Below are 25442 nucleotides of genomic sequence, written 5' to 3'. Positions count from 1 at the left end.
CATTTTATTAATCACTTTGTTTAAAATAATTAGTTTAATAGCGCTAAATTAATATTGTCATAAACAGTAATTATATTAATGGCTAAAATGACTAAATCAATATTATTTCTGTTTTACAAAAAACATTTAATCTCCTAAATAAAATTAAATCTAAAATTTTTAATATTCTTATTTAAATTACTGAATCCTTAAATTTAATTTATTGAGTCAAAAATATTTTAAAAACTAAATAAATATGTTTTCTTACAGGCAAAATATAGGCTTAAAAATTCTAGCAATTTATATTGTTTTCACACAAAAGATATTTAAAAGTAATATATTTGTGTTGTTAGCTATTAAGTCCTATAAAAAATAAAACTTAGAGTAATCAGTACAAGATTAAGGGACTTAAATCAACAAAAAGTATCCTGAAAAATGTATATCAATTAACATAGCACAAAAAACTATTTATATTAACTATAAATAAACTACTTCAAAGACAGAAAAACTAATTGTTAATATTTTAAAAAAGGGGTAATTAAATAAAAAAATAAACAATAGAATTTAAATTCTATTCAATAGGCTCAAATCAGTATTGAACCTAAAATAACTAATGTATATATTTATTTTTGAGCCTTACTTGAGCTTTCTAGAATAGAAAATATTTTGACCTTTGCAATATAAGTGCACAGTTCACCTATTCGATTAATAATTATGAATATGGAAAATTTCGATTTTCAGTCTTTGTTTATTGGAATTATTATAATAGCAAGTCTAGAAAAAGCATTGATTTCAACCCATACGTTATAGTATATCCAATTATTGAGGTAAAATTGACACTATAAGTAAATGCCTAACTTAGGACTATCACCAAAGCGGTTTCAAGCATTAGTAGTCTCTATAAGGTATCAAACGGAGCAATTATACTCTACTAAGTCGTTGCTTATATTCTTTTGTTATTCCTAAGGATGAAAGTGAATTAATATTAATATACTGTATTGTAAATGTCCTATTAGCATTTAAGTCCATGCTCTTAAAGTCTACTACTCGTCATATTCGCCTTTACACGGCTGAAATTAAAAATAACGAACTAATTCCTAGTGAAAATGTCTTAACTCTTGATATTGATCCCGATAATGAGTTCAATTGGAGTGAAGGTTCATTACAGAAAGTTTATCGAAAATTTGATGTTCTGGTAGAATCCTACAGTGGAGAGGATTTAACTGATTATAATCTTCGTCATATTGGTTCAAGTCTGGAACATTTTATTCGCTCTATGTTACAAAACGGGGATATTAGTTACAATATTGGAAGTCGTGTCCTTAACTACAGCATGGGACTCCCTAAAGTTGAAAGTCCAGAGACTGAAGGGAACTATAATTAATTATTTCTTCCTTTGCGCAAGTTAATAGAGATTCTAGACAAACACTACGCAACGACTGGAACAACATGATAGTGTCCTATATCCCCACCCGTCTCTAGCCCAGTGGTAATGGGTGGGGAAGGAGTTGCAACTAAAAAGGACTAAACCAGACTGCTGTTTCTCCAGTCAACTTGCCATGCGGTATGCCTAACCTAGCTTCAGGGAAGACTAAGCATAATATAAAGGTAATTAAATAACTACTTGGAAACAACCCAATCTTGATTGGTATAGTGACAGCTTACTTAAATAAAAATTGGCATTTGAAAGTGATTAATACCTTTTTAAATACTTCTCTCCAGAATTAAACGTTATGGCTAGGTATTTGATTAGAATATTATTGCTAGGGAGATAAGCTGACCTCTAGGAAAATAGAGGTAATCTAACAGTAGATACGATGCATGGGTCAAAAGTTAATTAAAAATGTACTAGCTAGGGTAATTCCCATCCTAATCTTGTGGGTTGCTGGTAGATTTTTTTCAGCGTATTAATATCCCTTACAGAAATAGGAGAAAGGTTGCGGACTTGAGAAAAATATAAAGCATCGGTTTCTTGATCGCTATGCCCCCAAATTCCCAACCCATGGCCAAGTTCATGACGGGAGGCTGATAGGATAGACAATTGACTTAAACCAGGACTAATTTTAATAGTCATACGATGGCGTAGCACAGGAGGCTTATCCTGAGTCAGGTAGAATTTATAACTAGTTTGGGCCGATCGCGCCCTAGGAATTTGTAGTTTCCCAGTTTCGGAATCAAAATTGACACCCAAGGGCGGCTCAGTTCTTTTAATTACAATATCTGCCAATTGTGGATCTTTTACTTCTACCATAGGCAAAAAATTTTGCCACTCTGTGATCGCCTTCAAGACAGTATCCACCCATTGTAGAAAACGATGGGTACTTGCGGCGTCGGGAGTATTAAGGTTGGTAGGACGATCCAAATAGAATTTAATAGGGAATTGTGACCAAATTAAATAGCCTGCAGGGCTCAATGAAATTTTGTCAAAATAATCCCCTAAGTTTTTGGAATCTTGCCACTCAATTAAGGTTAAGGGTAGACTATGGGATCGTAAAGGGGGTAAAGACTTTTCTAAATCTTCCCTTTGAGCATTCACAGATTGAGTCCAAAATACGACTAATATAGTTAGCCAAATTATGCCCAACAAAAAATAATATTTTCGGCTTTTTTGGTTGAGAATATTAGTGAGCAGTTGCATTTGTTTACAATCCAGACAAAGAAAAAATTTTTATTTCAGATTTTTATCCCCTTAGTCAACCAGTAGTCAACATCGAAATAATTGAATTTTCTACTGAGGTGTATTTAACCATCCTGCGCTTAAAACAATGGTTAAAGCTATAAAGACCGTGCTCAACGTCCAAGTAATTTGGTTTAGGGTTTTCTCAGCACTTTTAGCACTAGTGAACAGTTGTGCTTGTCCTCCAATCCCCCCAATACCGTCTCCTTTAGGACTATGTAAAAGGACAGAAACAATTAACAAAGCAGCAGAAACCACCCAGATAACTTGCAAAAGTTGTGAAAGAATCATAGAAATTCAATGATAAATAAATTAATGAGAAAGCAAAATAGGAGCATGATTTGTCTTAAACTCAACCGCAGTAGGTTTAATTAATGATCGCCCCGTCATTTCTGCTGGCTGTGGTAATTGTAAAATTTCAAGGATAGTTGGTGCAACATCTGCAAGCCGCCCATCATCCCTAAGTTCAACGACCCCCCCGTGTCCAATAATTTTTCGTCTTTCTCCTTCAACTACGATTAGGGGAACAGGATTTGTGGTGTGAGCCGTCCAAGGATTTTTCTGCTTATCACGCATTAACTCTGCGTTACCGTGATCGGCAGTAATTAAGGCAGTTCCTCCCATTTTGCTAATACTAGTTAATAATTGTCCTAAGCAATTGTCAACGGTTTCCACCCCTTTAATGGCAGCTTCTATGTTGCCTGTATGACCTACCATATCAGCGTTGGCATAATTAATCACCACCAAAGTATAAATCCCCTTTTCAATAGCAGCACAGGCACGGCTAGTAACAGTCGATGCTGACATTGCTGGAGATTTGTCGTAGGTCGTTACCATAGGACTTGGTACTAACTCTCGATCTTCTCCTTCAAAGGGCTCTTCTGATCCTCCATTGAAGAAATAGGTAACGTGGGGGTATTTTTCTGTTTCCGCAGTCCGAAATTGTTTTAATCCTTGACGGGCAACTATCTCCCCTAAAATGTTATCCAAATTTTGTGGCTCAAAAACCACTTTTACAGGAAGATTAGTATCGTATTGAGTAAAGGTAACGAAGCTCAGGGGAGAAATTCTTTGCCGTTCAAACTCATCAAACTCAATTGAAGTCAGAGCATAACACAGTTGCCGTGCTCTATCGGGACGAAAATTAAAGAAAATCACTCCATCTCCAGACTCCACTGCCCCAGGGGCAATGCGGGTTGGGAGAATGAACTCATCAGTAACACCTCTACTATAGGAATCTTTAATTACCTCGATGGTTGAGAGGCTATCTCCCATACTATCTATAGTTAAGATATCATAGGCTTTTTTAATACGATCCCAACGGCGATCACGATCCATCGCATAGTAACGGCCACTAAGAGTAACAATACGCCCCAATCCAATTTTATCGATATGAGACTCAAGTTTTTGAATAGCATTTATCCCTTCAGTAGGGTTAGTATCCCGACCATCAGTGATAGCGTGAATACATACTTGTTCAATAGCTTGCTCTTTCGCCAGATCTAATAGCATCAACAGATGATCGAGATGAGAATGAACTCCTCCTTCAGAACATAAGCCGATCAAATGTAGTTTTCCCTGATGGGAACGTACTTCTTGGCAAATTTCTACTAGTTGAGGATTTTTTAATAATGAGCCGTCTTTTACTGCATCGGAAATGCGAACTAATTCTTGAGGCACTATACGGCCAGCTCCAAGGTTTAAGTGTCCCACTTCTGAGTTACCCATCTGACCTTGGGGCAAGCCGACATCTTTTCCAGAGGCTTGAATCAAGGTACGGGGATAAGTAGTCCAAAGACATTCCATGACTGGAGTTTTTGCTAGAGCAATGGCGTTATCGTCCATATACGGGCGATAACCCCAGCCGTCTAGAACCACTAGCACCACTGGAGATATAGGCACTTTTGCCATGATTGTTCACCTAGTTTGATATTTTTATTTTATGCACATCGATGATACCACTGACCTTCAAAATCCGCCCATCCTCTAATATTTTTCCCACGTAATTACAGGGAATATATTCTGCTTATTTTAACTATTTTTTGCTAAAAAATATTAATTACATCATCTGTCAAATATATAAGATATATTAAATTAATCAACACATCTTTATATACTTTTCATAAAGTAAATTCTAGAAAGAACTTTAGGGCATATTACCTATGACAAAACAGATATTTTGGTAGATTACAGTATAGAAAAAAAATATCAACTGTCCCCAAAAAACTGTATGTTATCAAACGTGTCCTAAATTTAGAACATGTTTGATAACAGTCTCTTAAAATTTATGCCCAACTTACATTTATTAAATTTGCTACCCTTAAGGGCTAAGGATACTTCATCAATTTAGTTAATTCCTCTTTTTCAAGAGAATAAAAAAATACGATTATGAACTTAATTGTCCAAAAATACGGTGGAACCTCCATAGGTTCTGTAGAACGAGTTCAGACAGTAGCACAACGTATTCACAAAATAGCCCAAAAGGGCAATAAAGTCGTAGTTGTAGTTTCAGCTATGGGCAAAACTACTGACACGCTAGTTAAATTAGCTTCAGAAATTACTTCTAGTCCCTGTCGTAGGGAAATGGATATGTTGTTGTCGACAGGAGAACAGGTATCTATTGCCTTGATGAGTATAGCCTTACAAGAATTAGGACAGCCAGCAATCTCTTTAACTGGGGCGCAAGTGGGGATTATTACTGAAGCTGAGCATAGTCGCGCCCGCATTTTATCAATTAACCCCCATCGCATTCAACGTCATTTAGATCGAGGCGAAGTAGTTGTAGTAGCAGGATTTCAAGGAATTAGTGATGGAACTGATTTAGAGATTACTACTCTAGGACGAGGGGGATCAGATACTTCTGCAGTAGCCATTGCAGCTTCATTAAAGGCGAATTGCTGCGAAATTTATACTGATGTTCCTGGTATTTTAACTACTGATCCACGTTTAGTTCCTGATGCCCAATTAATAAATGAAATTACTTGTGATGAGATGCTGGAGTTAGCCAGTTTAGGAGCGAAGGTTCTCCATCCCAGAGCAGTAGAACTTGCACGGAATTATGGAATTCCGTTAGTGGTGCGATCCAGTTGGAGTGATACCCCAGGAACTAGAGTTATTTCTCCTACTCCTAAACCCAGATACATTGATAAATTGGAACTAACTAAGTCAGTTGACGGTATAAACTTTGACTCTGATCAAGCTAAAATAGCTCTATTAAGGGTCCCTAATTCTCCTGGCGTAGCAGCGCGTATATTTGGGGAAATTGCTAGCCAACAGCTAGATGTGGACTTAATTATTCAGTCCATTCATGAAAATAATAGTAATGATATTGCCTTCACTGTATCTAAAAATGTTTTAAATAAAGCTGAAGCTATAGTTGAAGCGATAGCCCCTGCTTTAAGAAATTCTCCAACTAACAATGATGAAGCTGAAGTTTTGATAGAAAAAGGAGCAGCTAAAATTGCCATTGTAGGGGCTGGAATGATTGGACGGCCAGGAATCGCCGCTAAGATGTTTAAGACTTTAGCTGATGCTCAAGTTAATATTGAGATGATTGCTACATCTGAGGTAAAGGTCAGTTGTGTTATCTCACCAAATAACAGCAATCGCGCTATCGATGCTTTAAGTAAAGCATTCGATGTTCAACTATCTGAAACCCCAATAGCCTCTAATCTTGTTCAGGTTTCCCCCCATGTTCGAGGAGTCGCCCTTGATACCAAACAAGTTCAAATTGCTTTACTTAGTGTTCAGGATTGTCCGGGGATGGCGGCCAAAATTTTTGGAACTTTAGCCGATAAAAATATCAGTGTTGATACAATCATTCAATCTCAACGTTGTCGCATTATTAATGGAATGCCCACAAGTGACATTGTCTTCACAGTTTCTCAGGAGGATTTGCAAGCCGTCCACACTTCCCTAGATATCCTTTCAGGTAGCTTTACCGAGGTTATTACTGACATAGAGATTGCTAAAGTAAGTATTGTTGGAGCAGGTATGCTTGGACAGCCCGGAATAGCTGCTAAGTATTTTGGGGCTTTAGCCGAGCAGGGAATTAACATTAAAATGATTGCTACTTCAGAAATTAAAATTAGTTGTGTGGTAGCTAAAGCGGAGGGGATCAAAGCATTAAAGGCAGTACATAAAGCCTTTGAATTAACAGAACAAGAGACCTCAAAAATCTCTGTTTTATAATTTAAACAATTAAAAATGATAACATCATAAATTTAAATTATTGAGTTGACTATTAGATTTTTATTTAAAATCGAGTATTCTTATATAAGGAAAAAATAAATAAAAAGTGGGGAAGAAATTTCAAAATAATAAATCTTATAAGGATATGCCAATGAGATCATGAAAGTAAGCTGTATTAAATTTAGCTTGAGGATAAAAATTATCTATAAACTGACAATTAAGAGCAGGAATATTATTCCTGAATCAAAGTAAATGATTATCAATCATAATCTAAACACTAGTTTTAAGAAATATTTTTTTTAAAATAGGACCGTAAGTAGAAAGCAATAGACGAGGATTTTATATCTAAAAATAAAAAGATATTAAAGAAACAAAAATAGACTATATAATAAATGTAAAGAAAATAAATATTAGTTTATTTATATTTATTAATTAATGCACCCTACTTTTTTAGATCAAACAAAATTTAAATAATTAGTTTTAAGTAAAGTCTAACAAAACTCCACAAGTATATTTAAAAATGAAGTTGATAGAATCAAAATAGTTAAAATATAGTATTTAGGGTGAACTATAGTATCTTGTACTATGCAGTTTTTATTATCTATCGATAAGATACTATCAAAAATTATCGAAAATAATATACGCTCCCAGTTGATGTTTTATTTCTTTAAATAGCAAAAAATAATCGTAACTTGTTTTGAATAATATTATCAAGTATTAAAGACTATTAATTATGATTTTAAAAGAGGTTTTAAATTCTTTAAAGTTTTTTATCTTATTCAATTAAGAATAAAATTTTGTTATTAGTGATAAACAAGTGTTGAATAATAAAAGATAACTTTAAAATGACACTTACACTCTGTTTTAATTTTTACTACAGATATGTAGTCTTCGTTAAGACCCTAACAGTAAGTCTAAGAAAAATTTACGACAACTACTTATTTCAAAAGCTTAATTATTTCCCTAACGGCAATAAATATAGCTCATATTTATTGGTTGATCTCATAAATTAATCCATAAAAAGACATAATTATAAATTATAAATTATAAATTATAGCCAATATCTTAACTCTTAACATGTAATTATGTTCTCAAATATTTAGTAAGTCAGGAATAGAAACAATTAACCATAATATTTTACTCTAACTAATATTTAAGAAAAAGGTAAACTTATATTAATACTATTTAATCATTACGGCTTGTTTAAAATATCAGTAGGATATTGCTAAACTGGTTAGGAATGCTTGGACAGGTCGAGGAAGATTGACAGTAAATGTTTCTTTCCGCTTAATATTCTGATAGATGTGATGGGAAAGGATACATATGAAACTAAAATAATTATCTCGCCTCAATTATATGTCCATATGTTTTAGAGACAACATAATAGCTTCTATCGTGCTAGCTTGTCTCTGTCCCTAAGAATTACTGGAGGAGCATAAAAAAATGATTAGATAAAGTCAATTAGAATCAAGATTGATTTAATTATCTTTTTTTACCTTTTCTGGAAGAGCTATAAAATAATAATATACGTCCTATTATTTTTTATAGTAGATAAGTAATATAATAAAGTTTAAAAACGAGATAATAGACTTAATAAATTTAACCTAAAAATAATAAAATCAATGGATAGCGTGCAACATAATGTATTGTATTAAAATACAAAAATATACCGAATAATTAACTAATTATTGAAGTAAATCGCTATCAATTAAAAGATTTTAATTATTGTGGTTTATTACTGTACTTAACCATCAAATACTATGGAAATTGTTTTTACATTAGGGGTTGTTTTTTGTGCATTAATTTTATTTGTTTGTGAACTATTTCCTCCTGATATAACAGCTATTACTATTGCCGTAATTTTGATGATTTCAGGAGTAATAACTCCTGAAGAAGGTATTGCTGGTTTTGGAAATTCTGCTACGGTTACTGTCATGGCAATGTTTATTCTAAGTGCTGGAATTACTCGTACTGGTGCACTTCAAGTAATACAGAACTGGCTCATCAAGTGGGGAGGAAATAGTACTAGCCGAAATATTTTTATCGTTGGAATAATCATAGGTCCAATTACAGCTATTATTAATAATACAGCTGTAGTTGCTATGTTTTTACCAATGATTGAAGAATGGAGTAAAAAGCAAAATATTTCTTCTTCTAAATTAATGATTCCTTTGTCTTATTGTTCAATATTGGGAGGTATGTTAACCCTTGTTGGTACTTCAACTAATATTTTAGCTAGCGGATTATCTCAACAGTTAGGATATAAAGAATTTGGTCTATTTGAATTTAGTAGATTAGGGGTACTAACTTTTATAATTGGCTTAAGTTATTTAGTGGTAATTGCCCCTAAGATTTTACCTGACCGTAAATCTCCTAGTAGTAGTTCATTGGGAGAAAGTTACAATCTTAAAGATTACGTTAGTGAAGTTATTATTACACCTCGTTCAAGTTTAGTTGGACAAACTCTCTATCAAAGTGAAATTCAGAGAAAGTTTGATTTAGATGTTCTTGAAATTATTCATAATGATACTCGCTTTCCTCAACCATTGGCCGATAAAATTATTTCAGTTGGTGACATATTACTAGTTAGAGTAAATAAAGGAGATTTACTAAAAATCAGGGATGAAAAAGGAATTGAAATATTTCCAAATGTTCAATTTAATAATGAAAGTATTGAAGAAGAAATTAATACAGGTGAAGAGAAAGTAGCTGAAATATTAATTCTTTCCAACTCTAGTTTAATTGGTTCCACCTTAAAAGATATAAGATTTCGTCAACGTTATAATGCTACAGTTTTAGCCGTTAGGAGGGGAGAAGAATTAGTTAGAGAAAGATTAGGAAAAGTTCCTTTAAAATTTGGAGATTTATTATTAGTTCAAGGTCCCAAACAGAGTTTTATTGGTTTACAAACAACTCGAGAGATGTTGGTATTAGAAGAACGAAACCTAGAAACAGTCAGACAAGATAAAGCTTGGACTGCTTTAGTAATTATAAGTAGTGTCATTATTCTATCCGCTGTTAATCTATTACCGATCTTGGTTAGTAGTTTATCAGGGGTCTTAATGATGATTTTCACACGCTGTTTAAAGCCGGGAGAAATTTATGGTTCCGTACGGTGGGATGTCATTTTCCTTTTAGCAGGATTACTTCCTTTAGGTACAGCCATGAACAAATCGGGGGCAACTGAATGGTTAGCAAATTATTTGGTTGATTTAGGAGGAACTATATCAGGATATTGGATATTAACATTCTTCTTTTTTATTACCTCTATACTTACAGAAATTCTATCAAACAATGCTTCTGTTGTTCTTATGTTTCCTATCGCAGTTCAAGTTGCCGAAACTTTAAATCTAAACCCCTATGCTTTTATGTTTGCTGTAACTTTTGCTGCTTCTAATAGTTTCACAACCCCCATTGGCTATCAAACTAATACAATGGTGTATACTCCAGGAGGCTATCGTTTCTTAGATTTCGTACGAGTTGGCGGACCAATAAATTTAATGATGATCATTTTCGTCCCCATTCTGATCGTGCGTTTATACGGTCTTGAGATTCAATAAATACTGGAACATGATAGAACAATTAAATTTTGTACCAGGTTATATAGTCTGTTAAATTTTTAACGTCCTTAGTAAATATTTACCAGCAACTAGCTTAGCTTATGTCATCATCTTTTATCACTCTCAAAACAATTGCCGACCACCAGGACTTGATTATTAATTTACAGTCTTCAGAATTAGCATTACAGGGAACTTTTAAAATTCCCGGGGATAAATCAATTTCCCATCGCGCTTTAATATTGGGAGCAATCTCTCAAGGAGAGACTATCATTAAAGGATTATTATTGGGGCAAGATCCTCACAATACTGCCGTTTGTCTGCGGAGAATGGGAGTTGAAATCCCTCCCCTCAATAGCGACTGTATCACTTTCAAGGGAGTAGGACTAAAAAATTTACAAGAACCACTAAATGTTCTTGATGCTGGCAATTCAGGAACAACCATACGATTAATGTTAGGGTTACTAGCCTCCCATCAAGGTCATTTTTTTTGCATAACGGGGGATAATTCTTTACGAACTCGTCCTATGTCTCGTGTAGTTAAACCTTTACAGGAAATGGGGGCAAAAATTTGGGGAAGAAAAAATCATTCCCTAGCTCCTCTTGCCATCCAAGGACATAATTTAACCCCCATCCATTATTATTCTTCCATTGCCTCAGCTCAGGTTAAATCTTGTATTCTTCTAGCAGGGCTGATGACTGAGGGTAAAACGACAATTACCGAGCCTACTTTATCCAGGGATCATAGCGAACGAATGTTACAAGCTTTTGGGGCAACTTTAGATATTGATCCGTCGACTCATAGTGTGACTATCACAGGAGGAACCCCCTTAACTGGACAAAAAGTGGTGGTCCCTGGAGATATTAGTTCCGCAGCTTTTTGGTTAGTTGCCGGAGCTATTGTTCCAGAATCAGAATTGGTTATTAAAAATGTGGGAGTTAACCCGACAAGAACCGGTATTTTAGAAGTATTGGCTATGATGGAAGCCAATATTACTTTTGAGAATCAAAGGGTGGTTACTGGGGAACCTGTAGCAGATTTGCGGGTAAAATCAAGTCGTCTAAAAGCTTGTACAATTAGCGAAGAAATTATTCCCCGCCTAATTGATGAAATTCCTATTCTAACGGTGGCGGCAGTTTTTGCTCAAGGGATAACTGTCATTAAGGATGCGGCAGAACTGCGAGTTAAAGAAAGTGACCGTCTGGCAGCTATAGCTTCTCAATTAAACCGTATGGGAGCCAGAATTACAGAATTCCCCGATGGACTAGAGATTGTTGGAGGGACTCCCTTAACAGGGGGGGAATTAGATAGTTATGCTGATCACCGAATTGCTATGAGTTTAGTTATCGCTGCTCTCATGGCTAAGGGGCCGACTATCATTCATCGTTCAGAAGCGATAGCAGTTTCTTATCCCGAATTTATAACCACTTTGCAACAACTGATCACGTAAAGACTGTCAGGATGGGCAATGCCCACCCTACAATCAATTAAGAACATATTTGTCATCACAGAAACAGTATTGTAGTCGGATTAATTTGCCGGGGTTACCGTTTTACTTTACAGTGGTCTATTCATCCACTATAGGGTAAATGCTGATCTTTTTCTGATTGCGGGTTTTATGTTCAAAAGTGACAATTCCATCAATCAAAGCAAACAGGGTATCATCACTACCACGACCAACATTATTCCCTGGATGAACTTTAGTTCCCCGTTGGCGAATCAGAATATTTCCAGCTCTAACAATCTGACCACCATACCGTTTAACCCCAAGTCTTTGTGCTCTCGAGTCACGACCGTTTCGCGTACTACCCGTTCCTTTCTTATGAGCCATTTTTTTGTCCTTTATAGTACAATGAAATTATTTATATGATAGATATTTATCCTTCCTCGGTAGCACTTGTCACAACGGGGAGGTAGCCTCTGTTTTAGCCTCTGATGTGTCTTTTGAGTTCCCTCCAATGACTTTATCATTAATCCTAATAGCGGAAATCATCAAGCGAGACAGTTCTTGGCGGTGTCCTCTTTTTTTCCGAGTTTTCTTCTTAGGACGCATTTTATAAACAATAATTTTACGTCCCCGCCGATGTTCCAGAATTCTCCCCTCAACGATTGCTCCCTCAACAAAAGGCTGTCCTACTCTAACTTCTTCCTCATCGTTAACTAATAAAACCTTATCAATACTGTAAGAGCTGTCGGGGTCAACTCCGAGATAATTTAGGTCATAAAAGCGACCTGGCTCAACACGAATCTGCTGTCCGCCTACTTCAACGATAGCGTAACTCATAACTTAAATAAACTGTCCTTTTTTAGTTGCCGTACAGGTAGCAGAATTAGATCTTACTTAGTTTGTTTATCCATATTCTACTTTTCAGAGCGATGTCTTAACCTGATCCGAGCAGGGATGATTGAGATACATCACCCGTTATTATCTATGATTTAACTATTTATGTCAATCTCATGAAAAAGAATAATCAACAATAATTAGTTAAAATGCTTAAAGTTTAGCAAAATTAATACAAGTTGTTTTTATTGATTTTGTATAAATTATAATTTTCTATTTTTATTTAAAAAACTGTTTAAATTGTTGATATTTTTTGAGTAAATGTGATTAGTAAATCTCAATAATAACTTGGTAGGATTGAAGTCATAACAAATTAACAAAAATATAAGTATTGTGCTTGTAATTTACTGTGATTTTCTAATGAATAGGAACAATCATTATATTTTAATTATATTGTAAATAAAATAAAGAACAGTTGGATAATTAATGCTCTTTCAACAAAAAATAACAAAATATTTCAGTGCACAAAATTATAATTTTTTATCTCTTAAATTTTAGCAAAAAAACTATGGTAATTGTTTTTATATATTCTGTTAACAACAAATAGTATCAGTATATTCACCTAGAATGACTTTTAAATAAGTCCATAAAATCTAGTTATGATTTTCGAGATTACTCTTGAATTTAGTTCTAGAAATGCTATTGTTAAGTACAAATAAAATAAGATTTTTTCAAAAATATTACGGTGCTCACACGAAGGAGGAGGGTAAACCTTTTCTTGTGAGCGAGCCCGTTAGCAATTAATTAAATAAAGGTAAATATATCTATTCATACAACCAGGGTGTTATCGTAGGTTCCCAACTGCTCAATTCTTTGTTATTAAACCAAAGACTAATTTCTTTTTGAGCAGTCTCAATGGCATCAGAACCGTGAATCAGATTACGTTCAATACTCATTCCATAATCACCTCTAATAGTTCCTGGTGTAGCCGTTAAAGGGTCTGTTGCTCCAATGATAAGTCTAGCGGATGCGACTACCCCTTTTCCTTGCCATACCATTGCTATCACTGGTGAAGAACAAATAAATTCAACTAAACTGCCAAAAAAAGGTCTTTCTTTATGGACATCATAATGTGCCTCAGCCAATTCCTTAGAAACTTGTATGAGTTTGAGTCCTACGAGGACAAAGCCTTTAGCTTCAAAACGATTGATAACTTCGCCAATTAAGCCACGTTGCACTCCATCAGGTTTGACCATAATAAATGTTTGTTCCAAAGCTAACTCCTTTTTTACTTGCCTGATAAAAATGTCTGAAAAACACTCAATTAGTTTACCTTTGTGGGTTAACAAGGATCAATCAATAATGGATAAAATATTTTTTAAACAGGAGTTGTTTTTAGTGTCTTCAAAGGCTATTTCCATCGCCCATACTGAGGGAATAGTTCCTCTATTTCTTTTAAAATGTTGGATGGTTGGGGGCTAATGCCAAGGATTTATCTTCTTTGGCTGCAATACTATCTTTAAAAAATTTTCAGCTAAATTTTCCTAATGCACCTTTTTCTCACCCTAAAATTTCTGGAGGACGAGCTTGGTACGATCTCGAAACTCGGAACTATCAAGGATAGTCTCAAAGTAGGAATCTTTTACAAAACTGATTATATTCTTTAAAAGATACAACTGGAATTCCACTATCCAGAACTATTCTTACTGGTTTTTCGCAAGGAGGTGCAATGTCCCTTAATGTTGGTTTATAAGTGTCACTAGCTGGTATTTGTAGCTTAAGTGGTTATTTACATTCTTAACTTCAAGCCGTCACACCTTTTGTTTCTCCTATTTTAATCGTGCATGGAATACAAGGCATGATAGTTCCAGTTCGAGCTGTCAATAAAGATAAGGAAACTTTAAAAAATATCAGTACAATGATTGAATATCATGAAATTAATATAGTGGACATTAAATTTCTTTTACTAATTTAACTATTCTACAGCAATTCATCAAAAAAAACATTGATTGTTTATTCAATTAACCTATCCAAATCTTTACAATCTAGTTAAGTTGATTAAAACTAACAAGTTATATCAATATTCTATTCTACATAAGTAATATTTAACTAAATAGTAAATTATTTTATGATGATTTGATCGTTAGGAAAGCATAAAAGTCTTTCTCTGCTGAAAATCAGCGGAATATTGGATTAGACTTCAAGAAAAATTTTATTTTCAATATAGCTATAGTTGATAAAAATATTTGTAAATTTTCATAAACAAAATTCAGGCTAGTCACAGTATTTGATCCTGAAAGGATGTACGGTTAATTAAGATTTAATCAAAAACAATATTGAATCTTATTCAAGAATACTGCCATTAATATATAACAATTAAACATTGTTATTAATCGTATTAACACGATCAATGAACTCAAAAGTAATGTTTACATTGTGACCAGTATAAACATTACTTATTGGTAGCCAGTTAATAACTGTACTTAGTTTTAATAGTTTTAGTTATGGTAATTTATTTGTTAAATTTTGAATAATCAAGGACTGAAGAGTTCAGTTTAAATTCACTATGTTTAAACTAAACTATAAAAAAAACAAAATTTGTCAGTAAAAATAACTAATATTTAAAAATATCTTAGTCTTCCGTCCATACGTGATAGTTAATCAATGATCTTTTGAGATCAGTTCGGAAACCCGTACATAACTACCTGTTGCCACTCTTGCCTCTATTTCGCTAAATTAGCACTCATGAGGTGAGAGTGCTAACTTATTGAGATACATCACCTTTTCTGAGATTTAACTTTAAATCAAATCCTAGAGGATTTATACATGGCAGCAATTAGTATCAACGTTTCAACCGTTAAACCCCTTGGCGATCGCGTATTTGTTAAGGTCAGTGCATCTGAAGAAAAAACAGCCGGAGGCATATTACTCCCCGAAACCGCTAAAGAAAAGCCCCAGATTGGTGAAATCGTCGCCGTTGGACCCGGTAAACGTAATGATGATGGTAGCCGTTCTGCAATTGAGGTTAAAGTTGGAGATCAAGTTCTTTACTCTAAATATGCTGGAACTGATATTAAACTCGGTGGAGCAGATTATGTATTGTTATCCGAGAAGGACATCTTAGCAGCAGTTGCGTAAGCTTGAAGCAAGGGTAATCTATTCCCCCCCTCAATTCATTGAAAAGTCAATCAGGATAGGCACAACAAAGACTACTGACACCTACACATAAAGATTGACATCCATTACTTATTTACTCAAGGTTACTCACAAAAGGCATATCTATGGCTAAATCTATTGTTTACAATGAAGATGCGCGCCGTGCCCTGGAAAGAGGCATGGACACTCTCACCGAGGCTGTTGCTGTTACTTTAGGTCCTAAAGGACGGAACGTAGTTCTCGAGAAAAAATTTGGTGCTCCCCAAATTATTAATGACGGAATAACTATCGCTAAAGAAATTGAATTACAAGATCATATTGAAAACACTGGAGTATCTTTAATTCGTCAAGCTGCCTCAAAAACCAATGATGTAGCTGGAGACGGAACTACTACTGCAACTGTTCTTGCTCATGCCATTGTTAAAGAAGGATTACGAAATGTAGCTGCCGGAGCTAATCCTATCGCCCTCAAAAGGGGTGTGGATAAAGCTACGGAATTCTTAGTTACTAAAATTGCCGAATACGCTAAACCTATTGAAGATTCCAAAGCTATTGCCCAAGTAGGGGCTATCTCTGCAGGAAATGATGAAGAAGTAGGTCAGATGATCGCTAACGCCATGGACAAAGTAGGTAGAGAGGGAGTTATTTCTCTTGAAGAAGGAAAGTCCATGACTACAGAATTAGAAATTACCGAAGGTATGCGTTTTGATAAAGGTTACATTTCTCCCTACTTTGTAACTGATACCGAACGGATGGAAGCAGCATTAGATGACCCTTATATTCTAATCACCGACAAAAAAATTACCCTGGTGCAAGACTTAGTTCCTGTTTTAGAACAAGTTGCCCGTCAAGGAAAACCCTTAGTCATTATTTCCGAAGATATCGAGAAAGAAGCTCTAGCAACCCTAGTAGTCAATCGTCTACGAGGTGTTCTAACAGTTGCGGCAGTTAAAGCACCTGGGTTTGGTGATCGTCGTAAACAAATGTTAGAAGACATTGCTGTTCTCACCGGCGGTCAGGTAATCAGTGAAGATGCTGGGCTTAAACTAGAGAATACTAAGGTAGAAATGCTAGGTACTGCCCGTAGAATAACTTTAACTAAAGATAACACCACCATTATAGCTGAAGGGAACGAAATAGCGGTCAAATCACGCTGTGATCTGATTCGTCGTCAAATTGAAGATAGTGATTCTTCCTATGACAAAGAAAAGCTTCAAGAACGCTTAGCTAAATTGTCTGGTGGAGTAGCTGTCATCAAAGTAGGCGCGGCTACTGAGACGGAAATGAAAGATCGTAAACTTCGTCTAGAAGATGCTATCAATGCTACTAAGGCAGCTGTTGAAGAAGGAATTGTTCCTGGAGGTGGTACAACTTTAGCTCACCTAGCTCCTCAATTAGAAAAATGGGCTAATAGCAACCTGATAGCCGAAGAACTAATTGGAGCGACAATTGTATCTCGCGCTTTAATAGCCCCCCTTAAGCGTATTGCTGAAAACGCTGGTCAGAATGGTGCTGTCGTTGCTGAACGAGTAAAAGAGAAGGAGTTCAATGTTGGCTATGATGCCGCTACGGATAACTACTCTGATATGATATCCGTCGGCGTAGTTGATCCTGCTAAGGTTACCCGTTCCGGACTGCAAAACGCAGCCTCTATTGCTGGAATGATCCTGACCACAGAGTGTATTGTGGTGGATAAACCAGAGAAAGAAAAAGGCGCTGCCCCTGCCGGCGGAGATTTTGATTATTAAGTTCAAATTTATTGAATATTTTCAAGAGGGTGGGTATTTCCCACCCTTTCTGTTTATACTCACCTACTTATTGAGCCAATCTGCACTAAGTTACTCTTTCTAAAAACTAAGGATTAGGAAAGATAACGAAATTTTATCCTAAGTTTTAACTGATATGTAAATGGTTATATTTAACTAGATAGAGAAACCTTATCTTCAATTTCAATATAGAAAAATTCGTTCTGTGGTTTATATAATTACTTAAAAATTCAATATGTTGACCAATAAAATAGAGATTGCAAAACTTATTACTTAACTACAAAATGGTATAGTAAAAAGCTCTTTTTCTCAAATAAATACCGTCTATTGATGAGCAAAATAATAATATCTGAACAATATTATTATTTTGTGTGAAAGGAGCTATTTATAGAGATAAAAAATCGAAAATCATCCTAAAGTTAACCGGTGATAGGCTAATTTAGAAGCTAATTTGATAGCTGTTTTCATACTCGTAGCTCTAGCAATGCCTTTACCTACAATGTCAAAGGCAGTTCCATGATCGGGAGAAGTCCTGATAAATGGTAAACCAATAGTAGTATTAATTGCTTGATCAAAAGCCATTAATTTAACGGGAATTAGTCCTTGATCGTGATACAGTGCAACATAAGCATCTCCTGAATCTATTGCACTAGTATTTGAGTTATCAGCTGAAGTATTCTTCGTTTGCATAAACTTTAGCTGACTTCCAAACCAGGATTTTCCAGGTTTAACCCACATAGTGTCAGGCGGCACCAACCCTACCAGTTCAACATCTTTATATCGTTTTTGTTGAGTCTTCAACCAAAAGAACAGCCAATCTTTTTCTTCAGTACCCAAGTGTCCCTGCTCCCCGCTATGAGGATTTAGTCCAGAAATAATAATTTTGGGTTTTTTAATCGAGAAATCTCGCTGTAAACAGTTGATTAACAGTTCTAACTTTAAGGTCATCAATTCGGGGGTTAAATTAGCAGAAACTTGGCACAAAGGGATATGGGTAGTGGCCAATAAAGTGCGCAATGTCCACCCTGTGTGTGGCGATTGTGCAACGAATAACATTCCAAACTTTTCAACACCTGCTCTCTGGGCTAATATTTCAGTTTGTCCTGGATAGTTAAACCCTGCTGCCTTCCAACAAGACTTAGCAATAGGTGCGGTTACAATGCCTTGAAATCTACCTTTTATGGTAAGGTCAATAGCTGCCTCTAAGTAAGCAAAACTTGCTTTACCACTAGCTTGATTTCCCTGTCCTAGAGTAATCTGAGATAAGGTTGTCTTGTTAAGTGGAACATCTACCACAGACAAAGATTCAGGATCAGCCAGTGATTCCCCAGTAGTCTGTAATAATTGATAGTTTTTTTTTAAAATTGACTGTGTTCCAAATACTGTTATACAACAATTTTCAGTAATTGAGGGATCAGCCAACGCTTTCAGAATAATTTCTGCTCCAATTCCTCCAGGGTCTCCCATCGTTATAGCTAAATGAAGACGGTGGGAGTTAGGTCGGTCGATAATTTCAGATTTTAATGCAGTTTTCAAGTTAAGAGGTTGCATCTCACAATGTCGCCTTATGTTCTACAATGATATCAATGGATAAGCCAGTTTCGGCTTAAGGTTTGTAGGTATTTTTATCCGCTTACTTTCAACTAAGATTAAGTAACTTGTTGACAGCTACAATTGCAACAAAAGTTAATGTTTATTAATTCGTTAAGGAGCAATTAGGATGAGCGCAGAAAGTATGATGTTTAACGGAGCTATTCTCTGTGTTGTTCTCGTATTGGTAGGTTTAGCTTGGGGATTTCTTATCCTAAAGATTCAGGGAGGAGGACCTGAGTAATTTTTAATTTATACTGAGGGATAACGAAATAAATTATCTTGTTATCCCTCATATCTATCAAATATAGAATATATATTCAAGAAGCTTAAAATGATGATAGTTTACATTATCTCAAAGGGAGAGTTTTCCATTGTGTTCTAATAATATTTAAAGTTCTAAAACTTCTAGAAAATGTGAGGATTTATAAAAAAAATTCATAGAAATTTGTGGTTAGTTAATTCTGAATATTCAATTTAGAACTGAACTTCTTTGGGAGAGTCTGCTTCGGGGTAAGAATAAAAAACATAAGTTACAATGAGTTAAATATGAATTTAAAATTAAGCCAAGTTATTTACCTTATTTACTAATATATGCATTATTCTATAAAGAGACCAGTACTGTTAGTTACAAAAGTAGCTCAAATTAGTTAAATTTTTAATTATTTATTATCTATTTTTTTTATGAAAATTGCTATTACCGGAGCTACTGGATTTGTTGGTAGTCGGTTGGTTAAAAAATTAAAAAATGATGGACATCAATTATTGATTTTGACCCGTAATGCCAATCATGTTCAACAACTATATTCTGCTTCTGAGTTTTCTGACTTAGAGATTATTCCTTATCAACCAGCAGAATCGGGAGATTGGCAAAAAGTTGTTTCAGGTTGTGATGGAGTAGTAAATTTAGCAGGAGAGCCCATTACGAAACGATGGACTCCAGAAAATAGAAAAGCTATTTTAGAAAGTCGTCAGTTAGGAACCAGAAAGATTGTCGAGGCTATTGCTCAAGCAGATGTTCAACCTTCAGTTCTAGTGAATGCTTCGGCTATTGGTTACTATGGAGGCAGTGAAATAAATATCTTCAACGAAGATAGTGATTCTGGAGATGGTTTTTTGGCTCAAGTCTGTCGGATATGGGAAACAGAAGCCAACGAGGTAAAAAAAGCAGGTGTTCGTTTAGTTGTATTACGTATAGGTGTTGTTTTGGGAAATGGAGGAGCATTAACAAGAATAACTCCTCCATTTAAGTTGTTTATAGGAGGGCAATTGGGAAATGGCAATCAATGGTTTTCATGGATTCATCTAGATGATTTAGTTAATTTAATAATTGAGTCTCTTGATAGGAATGATGTTGAAGGGATATTTAATGCTACCTCTCCTTATCCTGTTCGTATGAATGAACTCTGTGAAACTTTAGGAAGAGTTATGAATCGTCCCTCTTGGTTGCCTATCCCTGCTTTTGTTTTAAAATTCTTGTTAGGGGACGCATCGAAATTAATAGTAGAAGGACAACATGTTCTACCCAAAAGAACTCAATCCATAGGTTTCAAGTATCAATATCCGAATTTAGAAAAAGCTCTAGTAGATATTGTACCTAGGATTTAATTAAAGTTAATGACTATGGGAATATATGAATAACTCCAAGAGTAATTACTCTTAAAGCACTAATAAAATAATAAATTTATCTTTTATATTAGAGGTTTTATTCAAATACTGATAGAATACATTATTTAACAATAAAAATAAAGGTAATTAGCTATTATTTGATTTTAAAAATTATAAAACTTTACTTAACAATCTGGTTTTTAAGTAAAATAATAAATGACTAAACAATAGAATGTTAGATAGTTTAACTATTTAATAATAATATGAATATTTCAAATTCTCCTACATATTTTGCTTTAGTTGTAGGTAACTCTCGTCTGCATTGGGGATATTTTAAAACAGGTGAATTACAAAATACCTGGGATACTCCTCATTTATCTAGACCTATTACAACTAACAAATTACCTAAGCATTTATTACCTCCTAAATTACCGGATAATTTACCCGTTTATTTCACCTCTGTAGTTTTTTCTCAAACTAAATTATGGAAAACTTATCCGAAAATAAAAATTATTACTCAAGCACATATACCTCTACACAAACTTTACCCAAGTCTGGGAATGGATCGTGCTTTAGCAGTCTTAGGTGCAGGAAAAACTTATGGGTTTCCTTGCCTTGTAATTGATGCAGGAACCGCCTTAACTTTTACAGGAGTTGATCACGATCATACTTTAGTTGGGGGAGCAATTTTACCGGGATTAAGATTACAATTTAAGTCTCTAGCTAATAATACAGCTGCTTTATCTGAAGAAGTATTGCCAACGAATTTGCCTATCCCCTGGGGGATGACAACTTCTGAAGCAATTCAAAGTGGTATCATTTACACTGTCCTAGCAGCAATTAAAACATTTGTTAAAGATTGGCTTAAAAATTTTTCTACTAGTAAAGTACTTATAACAGGGGGAGATTCGCAACGAATTATAAGTTATCTAAAAGTTGATAATGATTATTTCTCGGAAAGGTTAAAACAAGATAGTAATCTTATTTTTTGGGGAATTAGAGAAGTTTTTTCTTGTATAGAATAAGCAATTTTACAATAAATAAAGTATAATTATTACTATATTTTTTGGATACTTTATTAAGTCAGTTTATTGCTTTTTATTAATAAAAATTAATTATCTATCAAAAATATTGATAACTTTTTTAGGTTGTATTTATGTCCTAATAAATAGCTAAATATTATTTAGCTATATTACTGTCATTCTACTCTTGCTTTAAATATGAGTATTCTGTTAGCCTTGCCGTGGTGCTAACTACCTAGTCTTTAAAGACTGAGTTTTATTAAACCAAGATATCGTAATGTAGCATTACAATATCAAACATAACTCAATTCTGAACGAACACAGTAAATTATTAACTCTCAAGTTAACTCCAGACAACACAAATGATAAGAATACAGCTTCCGAGTTAATAAAAACTTTTGAGTTAACACAAAGTTTAATTGTAAAGATTAGGAATATAAAGTAATAGTTAATAGAACAAAGTTATATGAGTTTATTCCGTCAGTATTTTTTGATTGCAATGATTCACAATCAAGGTTAAAACAAGTCCTAAATTAAATACTAGAGAAATATAAGCGTTTATAATTTTTTTTCTAAATTAATATATTCAGAATTACTTAAAAATCATCTTCTTCCTTTGGACTTAAAAATTAAACTTCTCTCATCCTTATTGCTTTTTGATAAAAACTGTAATACTGATTATCAATGTTTTATATATATTCTATATAGTCTATTGTAGAGTTGTGACTTATGCATTAAGAATAGCAACTATATTGTTAACTCCTATCAAAATCACATTTAATATAGACAATTTTAGGTGCATCCGTAAAAAGCTTGTATAACTATAAAGAATAGAAGAAGTGCTATTGCTACAAGGAGAACCTTATAAATGTCGGATAATCTCAGAAGCCGTACCATTACTCAAGGAAGCCAACGAACCCCAAACCGAGCTATGTTAAGAGCAGTAGGGTTTACAGATAATGACTTCACTAAGCCTATCGTAGGGTTAGCCAACGGGTATAGTACTATCACTCCCTGCAATATTGGCATTAATGATTTAGCGAAACGAGCCGAAGCTGGGCTAAGAACAGCCGGGGCAATGCCTCAAATCTTTGGGACAATTACCGTTAGTGATGGTATATCTATGGGAACTGAAGGGATGAAGTATTCTCTCGTTTCACGGGAAGTAATTGCTGATTCCATCGAAACTGCTTGTAATGCTCAAAGTATGGACGGAATCTTGGCTATTGGCGGTTGTGATAAAAATATGCCTGGGGCAATGATTGCTATTGCCCGGATAAATATTCCAGGGATCTTTGTTTATGGAGGAACGATAAAACCTGGTCACTATAAGGGACAAGATTTAACCATTGTTAGTGCTTTTGAAGCAGTAGGAGAATACAGTGCCGGTAAAATAGATAATAACGAATTATTAGCTATTGAACGTAATGCCTGTCCTGGGGCAGGTTCGTGTGGGGGAATGTTTACGGCCAATACTATGTCATCAGCATTTGAAGCAATGGGAATGAGTTTGCCTTATTCTTCAACAATGGCCGCTGAAGACGCCGAGAAAGCCGACAATACGGAAAAATCTGCTTTTTTTTTAGTGAATGCTATTCGCCATCAAATTCTGCCAAGTCATATTTTAACCCGTAAAGCCTTTGAAAATGCTATTGCTGTGATTATGGCAGTAGGGGGATCTACTAATGCGGTATTACACTTATTAGCAATAGCTAATACAATTGGAGTTGAATTAACTCTAGATGACTTTGAAGTCATTCGAAAAAGAGTTCCCGTATTATGTGATTTAAAACCATCGGGACGCTACGTTACTACAAATTTACATCAAGCTGGGGGAATTCCTCAAGTGATGAAGATGTTATTAGTTAACGGATTCTTACATGGAGATGCTTTGACAATTTCGGGACAAACTACTGCCGAAGTATTACAAGATATTCCTGATAAACCGTCAATATATCAAGATGTAATTCGCCCTTGGAATGAACCCGTTTATGCAGAAGGTCATTTAGCAATTCTCAAGGGTAATTTAGCTCCGGAAGGGGCCGTTGCTAAAATTAGTGGAGTTAAGAATCCAAAAATTACTGGGCCGGCAAAAGTTTTTGAATCGGAAGAAAGCTGTTTAGATGCAATTTTAACAGGAAAAATTAAAGCAGGGGATATCATTGTCGTTCGTTATGAAGGTCCTAAAGGAGGCCCTGGAATGCGGGAGATGTTAGCCCCAACCTCAGCTATTATTGGGGCGGGGTTAGGAGATTCGGTAGGTTTAATTACAGATGGTCGTTTCTCTGGGGGGACTTATGGGTTAGTAGTTGGTCATGTGGCCCCAGAAGCTTTTGTTGGAGGAACTATTGCCTTAGTAGAAGAGGGGGATATTATCACAATTGATGCAAAAGAAAGATTATTAGAGTTAAATGTTTCCAAAGAGGAATTAGCCCAACGTCTTCAGAGCTGGACCGCGCCACAATCAAATTATCAACGAGGAGTTTTAGGTAAATATGCTAAGTTAGTTTCTTCAAGTAGTTTGGGAGCGGTCACAGATTTAGATTTGTTCTAAATTATGGGGCATTGTCTGCCCCTTGAGTTTTTTGCCTTAATATCGGACTAGTTGCTCAACAAAAGTGGTTTGCACATATAATATTAACTAAAGTGCACTAAGCATGATATTGCTAGTAAATCTGAGTTTATATTACACAAACATATAGTACAGTAAGAATTTAAATTTGGCTGTGAAAACAGTCTTTAAATATTGTGCTCAAAATGGGTAAGGAATTATCTATCTCTACTCTCTAAAAGCATCGATTTTTTGCAAAAATCTAGAAAATATACTCAATTTTTCTGTAATAAGGAGTTCTTATAGAAAATAATTATAAATTAATCACTGTTCCTACAGTCAATATCAGAGCTAGAAAAGGTTAAATTTAGATTTTCAGACTACCCAAAAGAAGTATACTCATTCCTTGATAATAAAATAACATGGATGCAGATGACTACAAAAATCATTGTATTCATTTAAAGCTATTAAAATTTAAAGCTATTAAAAAATGATTCCCCTTAGTCAAACGAGAGGATAAATTTATAGTTAACTTCAATTAGATTTGAGGGGTGGAACAGAAGCAGGATAATAAACCCACTTTTGGGTATCAGAAGGTCGCTTGGCTTCAATAACTTTTACAGCTAAGAGAGACTTGAGACAGCACTGTATCATTGATACAGGACGATTTAGGAGATTACTTAACTTTTTTACCGTAATCCCTTGAGGATGGGTAAAAATTAGTTCTCGGATTTTTTGGGTTGTTGTTGGTCCGGGAGTAGGATGAATAATAGTAAATGGCAAGGCTTAGTTTACTCAATCAATAGGGTTTCTATTTTTAGAGAAAAGACATTGTTGATTTTAATATAGTTCCCAGGTATTAGAGTCGACGATGTCTTTTAAATCTAATTTTGCACAAAAGTTGAATAGTCATAATAAAATTTATTATGACTATTATCAATAATTACTATCAGTAAATTTGCTTATTTTATGTTGTTTTTTATCTAGAAATAAAGATATTTTTGATAGTTTTTAGGATCTTAGATACCGTACACTTAAATAAATAAATACCAACTTACATAAA

20 protein-coding genes are annotated in these 25442 nt (G+C 34.7%); 12 read left to right on the top strand and 8 right to left on the bottom strand.

Translation table 11 applies throughout. The features are described from left to right. Positions 1-1006: 1006 nt before the first annotated feature. A complete protein-coding gene (locus OXU93_RS00470) occupies positions 1007-1363 on the top strand; it encodes an NAD(P)H-quinone oxidoreductase subunit M (RefSeq protein ID WP_267383882.1) in 357 nt (118 codons plus the stop codon). 468 nt (positions 1364-1831) lie between these two features. On the opposite strand, the gene OXU93_RS00465 is transcribed toward OXU93_RS00470, so the two are convergent. The 3 genes from OXU93_RS00465 to gpmI form a co-directional block, all read right to left on the bottom strand. Next, a complete protein-coding gene (locus OXU93_RS00465) occupies positions 1832-2617 on the bottom strand; it encodes a peptidase (protein ID WP_267383881.1) in 786 nt (261 codons plus the stop codon). 90 nt (positions 2618-2707) lie between these two features. Next, a complete protein-coding gene (secG, locus tag OXU93_RS00460; RefSeq protein ID WP_267383879.1) occupies positions 2708-2947 on the bottom strand; it encodes a preprotein translocase subunit SecG in 240 nt (79 codons plus the stop codon). 21 nt (positions 2948-2968) lie between these two features. Continuing rightward, positions 2969-4567: a 2,3-bisphosphoglycerate-independent phosphoglycerate mutase gene (gene gpmI / locus OXU93_RS00455; protein ID WP_267383878.1), complete on the bottom strand. Its 1599-nt coding sequence runs from the start codon at positions 4565-4567 to the stop codon at positions 2969-2971. A gap of 477 nt (positions 4568-5044) precedes the next feature. Here gpmI and OXU93_RS00450 point away from each other — a divergent pair, with 477 nt between their 5' ends. From OXU93_RS00450 to aroA, 3 genes are all read left to right on the top strand, one after another. Continuing rightward, complete coding sequence (locus tag OXU93_RS00450; RefSeq protein WP_267383877.1) at positions 5045-6847, top strand: aspartate kinase; 1803 nt, start codon at positions 5045-5047, stop codon at positions 6845-6847. A 1760-nt stretch (positions 6848-8607) separates the two neighbouring features. Further along, positions 8608-10407: an SLC13 family permease gene (locus OXU93_RS00445; RefSeq protein WP_267383876.1), complete on the top strand. Its 1800-nt coding sequence runs from the start codon at positions 8608-8610 to the stop codon at positions 10405-10407. 101 nt (positions 10408-10508) lie between these two features. Continuing rightward, positions 10509-11855: a 3-phosphoshikimate 1-carboxyvinyltransferase gene (gene aroA / locus OXU93_RS00440; protein WP_267383875.1), complete on the top strand. Its 1347-nt coding sequence runs from the start codon at positions 10509-10511 to the stop codon at positions 11853-11855. 117 nt (positions 11856-11972) lie between these two features. Here the strand turns inward: aroA and rpmA are convergent, their stop codons facing one another. From rpmA to ndk, 3 genes are all read right to left on the bottom strand, one after another. Next, positions 11973-12236, bottom strand: coding sequence for a 50S ribosomal protein L27 (gene rpmA / locus OXU93_RS00435; RefSeq protein ID WP_267383874.1), 264 nt, complete (start codon positions 12234-12236; stop codon positions 11973-11975). Between the two features lie 69 nt (positions 12237-12305). Further along, the gene (gene rplU / locus OXU93_RS00430) at positions 12306-12689 is read right to left on the bottom strand and encodes a 50S ribosomal protein L21 (RefSeq protein ID WP_267383872.1); all 384 of its coding nucleotides are present in this window, start codon (positions 12687-12689) and stop codon (positions 12306-12308) included. An 821-nt stretch (positions 12690-13510) separates the two neighbouring features. Continuing rightward, the gene (gene ndk, locus OXU93_RS00425) at positions 13511-13960 is read right to left on the bottom strand and encodes a nucleoside-diphosphate kinase (RefSeq protein ID WP_267384885.1); all 450 of its coding nucleotides are present in this window, start codon (positions 13958-13960) and stop codon (positions 13511-13513) included. A 227-nt stretch (positions 13961-14187) separates the two neighbouring features. Between ndk and OXU93_RS00420 the strand changes: the two genes are divergently transcribed. From OXU93_RS00420 to groL, 4 genes are all read left to right on the top strand, one after another. Further along, positions 14188-14310 carry a hypothetical protein gene (locus tag OXU93_RS00420; protein WP_267383871.1) on the top strand — a complete coding sequence of 41 codons (123 nt, stop codon included), beginning with the start codon at positions 14188-14190 and terminating at the stop codon, positions 14308-14310. A gap of 57 nt (positions 14311-14367) precedes the next feature. Next, positions 14368-14439, top strand: a complete 72-nt coding sequence (locus OXU93_RS08670) for a hypothetical protein (protein ID WP_416378799.1) — start codon at positions 14368-14370, stop codon at positions 14437-14439. A 1073-nt stretch (positions 14440-15512) separates the two neighbouring features. Beyond that, on the top strand, positions 15513-15824 hold the full coding sequence (groES, locus tag OXU93_RS00415) for a co-chaperone GroES (protein ID WP_267383870.1): 312 nt from the start codon (positions 15513-15515) through the stop codon (positions 15822-15824). Between the two features lie 143 nt (positions 15825-15967). Beyond that, positions 15968-17590 (top strand): chaperonin GroEL, encoded by a 1623-nt coding sequence (groL, locus tag OXU93_RS00410; RefSeq protein WP_267383869.1) that lies wholly within the window; start codon positions 15968-15970, stop codon positions 17588-17590. A 426-nt stretch (positions 17591-18016) separates the two neighbouring features. On the opposite strand, the gene pdxA is transcribed toward groL, so the two are convergent. Beyond that, entirely contained in the window at positions 18017-19159 is a 1143-nt protein-coding gene (gene pdxA / locus OXU93_RS00405) for a 4-hydroxythreonine-4-phosphate dehydrogenase PdxA (protein WP_267383868.1), read from the bottom strand. Positions 19160-19328: 169 nt separating this feature from the next. Here pdxA and OXU93_RS00400 point away from each other — a divergent pair, with 169 nt between their 5' ends. The 4 genes from OXU93_RS00400 (at position 19329) to ilvD (ending at position 24382) form a co-directional block, all read left to right on the top strand. Then, the gene (locus tag OXU93_RS00400) at positions 19329-19442 is read left to right on the top strand and encodes a PetM family cytochrome b6-f complex subunit 7 (RefSeq protein ID WP_267383867.1); all 114 of its coding nucleotides are present in this window, start codon (positions 19329-19331) and stop codon (positions 19440-19442) included. Positions 19443-19882: 440 nt separating this feature from the next. Next, positions 19883-20806, top strand: a complete 924-nt coding sequence (locus OXU93_RS00395; RefSeq protein WP_267383866.1) for a TIGR01777 family oxidoreductase — start codon at positions 19883-19885, stop codon at positions 20804-20806. Between the two features lie 263 nt (positions 20807-21069). Continuing rightward, positions 21070-21831 carry a pantothenate kinase gene (locus OXU93_RS00390; protein WP_267383864.1) on the top strand — a complete coding sequence of 254 codons (762 nt, stop codon included), beginning with the start codon at positions 21070-21072 and terminating at the stop codon, positions 21829-21831. 865 nt (positions 21832-22696) lie between these two features. Next, on the top strand, positions 22697-24382 hold the full coding sequence (gene ilvD / locus OXU93_RS00385; RefSeq protein ID WP_267383863.1) for a dihydroxy-acid dehydratase: 1686 nt from the start codon (positions 22697-22699) through the stop codon (positions 24380-24382). 531 nt (positions 24383-24913) lie between these two features. On the opposite strand, the gene OXU93_RS00380 is transcribed toward ilvD, so the two are convergent. Continuing rightward, positions 24914-25162, bottom strand: a complete 249-nt coding sequence (locus OXU93_RS00380) for a winged helix-turn-helix domain-containing protein (protein WP_267383862.1) — start codon at positions 25160-25162, stop codon at positions 24914-24916. Positions 25163-25442 lie beyond the last annotated feature (280 nt).

This window comes from Cyanobacterium sp. uoEpiScrs1 (genome assembly GCF_947331815.1).
Lineage (GTDB): Bacteria > Cyanobacteriota > Cyanobacteriia > Cyanobacteriales > Microcystaceae > Rippkaea.
Note: the sequence above shows the minus strand (reverse complement) of the source record. Positions and strands in the feature narration are given on the sequence as shown.

What these genes read in the sequence shown, in the direction of transcription:
- OXU93_RS00470 (WP_267383882.1), top strand. Translation starts at nt 1,007, where the DNA reads ATGCTCTTAAAGTCTACTACTCGTCATATTCGCCTTTACACGGCTGAA.
- OXU93_RS00465 (WP_267383881.1), bottom strand. Translation starts at nt 2,617, where the DNA reads ATGCAACTGCTCACTAATATTCTCAACCAAAAAAGCCGAAAATATTAT.
- secG (WP_267383879.1), bottom strand. Translation starts at nt 2,947, where the DNA reads ATGATTCTTTCACAACTTTTGCAAGTTATCTGGGTGGTTTCTGCTGCT.
- gpmI (WP_267383878.1), bottom strand. Translation starts at nt 4,567, where the DNA reads ATGGCAAAAGTGCCTATATCTCCAGTGGTGCTAGTGGTTCTAGACGGC.
- OXU93_RS00450 (WP_267383877.1), top strand. Translation starts at nt 5,045, where the DNA reads ATGAACTTAATTGTCCAAAAATACGGTGGAACCTCCATAGGTTCTGTA.
- OXU93_RS00445 (WP_267383876.1), top strand. Translation starts at nt 8,608, where the DNA reads ATGGAAATTGTTTTTACATTAGGGGTTGTTTTTTGTGCATTAATTTTA.
- aroA (WP_267383875.1), top strand. Translation starts at nt 10,509, where the DNA reads ATGTCATCATCTTTTATCACTCTCAAAACAATTGCCGACCACCAGGAC.
- rpmA (WP_267383874.1), bottom strand. Translation starts at nt 12,236, where the DNA reads ATGGCTCATAAGAAAGGAACGGGTAGTACGCGAAACGGTCGTGACTCG.
- rplU (WP_267383872.1), bottom strand. Translation starts at nt 12,689, where the DNA reads ATGAGTTACGCTATCGTTGAAGTAGGCGGACAGCAGATTCGTGTTGAG.
- groES (WP_267383870.1), top strand. Translation starts at nt 15,513, where the DNA reads ATGGCAGCAATTAGTATCAACGTTTCAACCGTTAAACCCCTTGGCGAT.
- groL (WP_267383869.1), top strand. Translation starts at nt 15,968, where the DNA reads ATGGCTAAATCTATTGTTTACAATGAAGATGCGCGCCGTGCCCTGGAA.
- pdxA (WP_267383868.1), bottom strand. Translation starts at nt 19,159, where the DNA reads ATGCAACCTCTTAACTTGAAAACTGCATTAAAATCTGAAATTATCGAC.
- OXU93_RS00400 (WP_267383867.1), top strand. Translation starts at nt 19,329, where the DNA reads ATGAGCGCAGAAAGTATGATGTTTAACGGAGCTATTCTCTGTGTTGTT.
- OXU93_RS00395 (WP_267383866.1), top strand. Translation starts at nt 19,883, where the DNA reads ATGAAAATTGCTATTACCGGAGCTACTGGATTTGTTGGTAGTCGGTTG.
- OXU93_RS00390 (WP_267383864.1), top strand. Translation starts at nt 21,070, where the DNA reads ATGAATATTTCAAATTCTCCTACATATTTTGCTTTAGTTGTAGGTAAC.
- ilvD (WP_267383863.1), top strand. Translation starts at nt 22,697, where the DNA reads ATGTCGGATAATCTCAGAAGCCGTACCATTACTCAAGGAAGCCAACGA.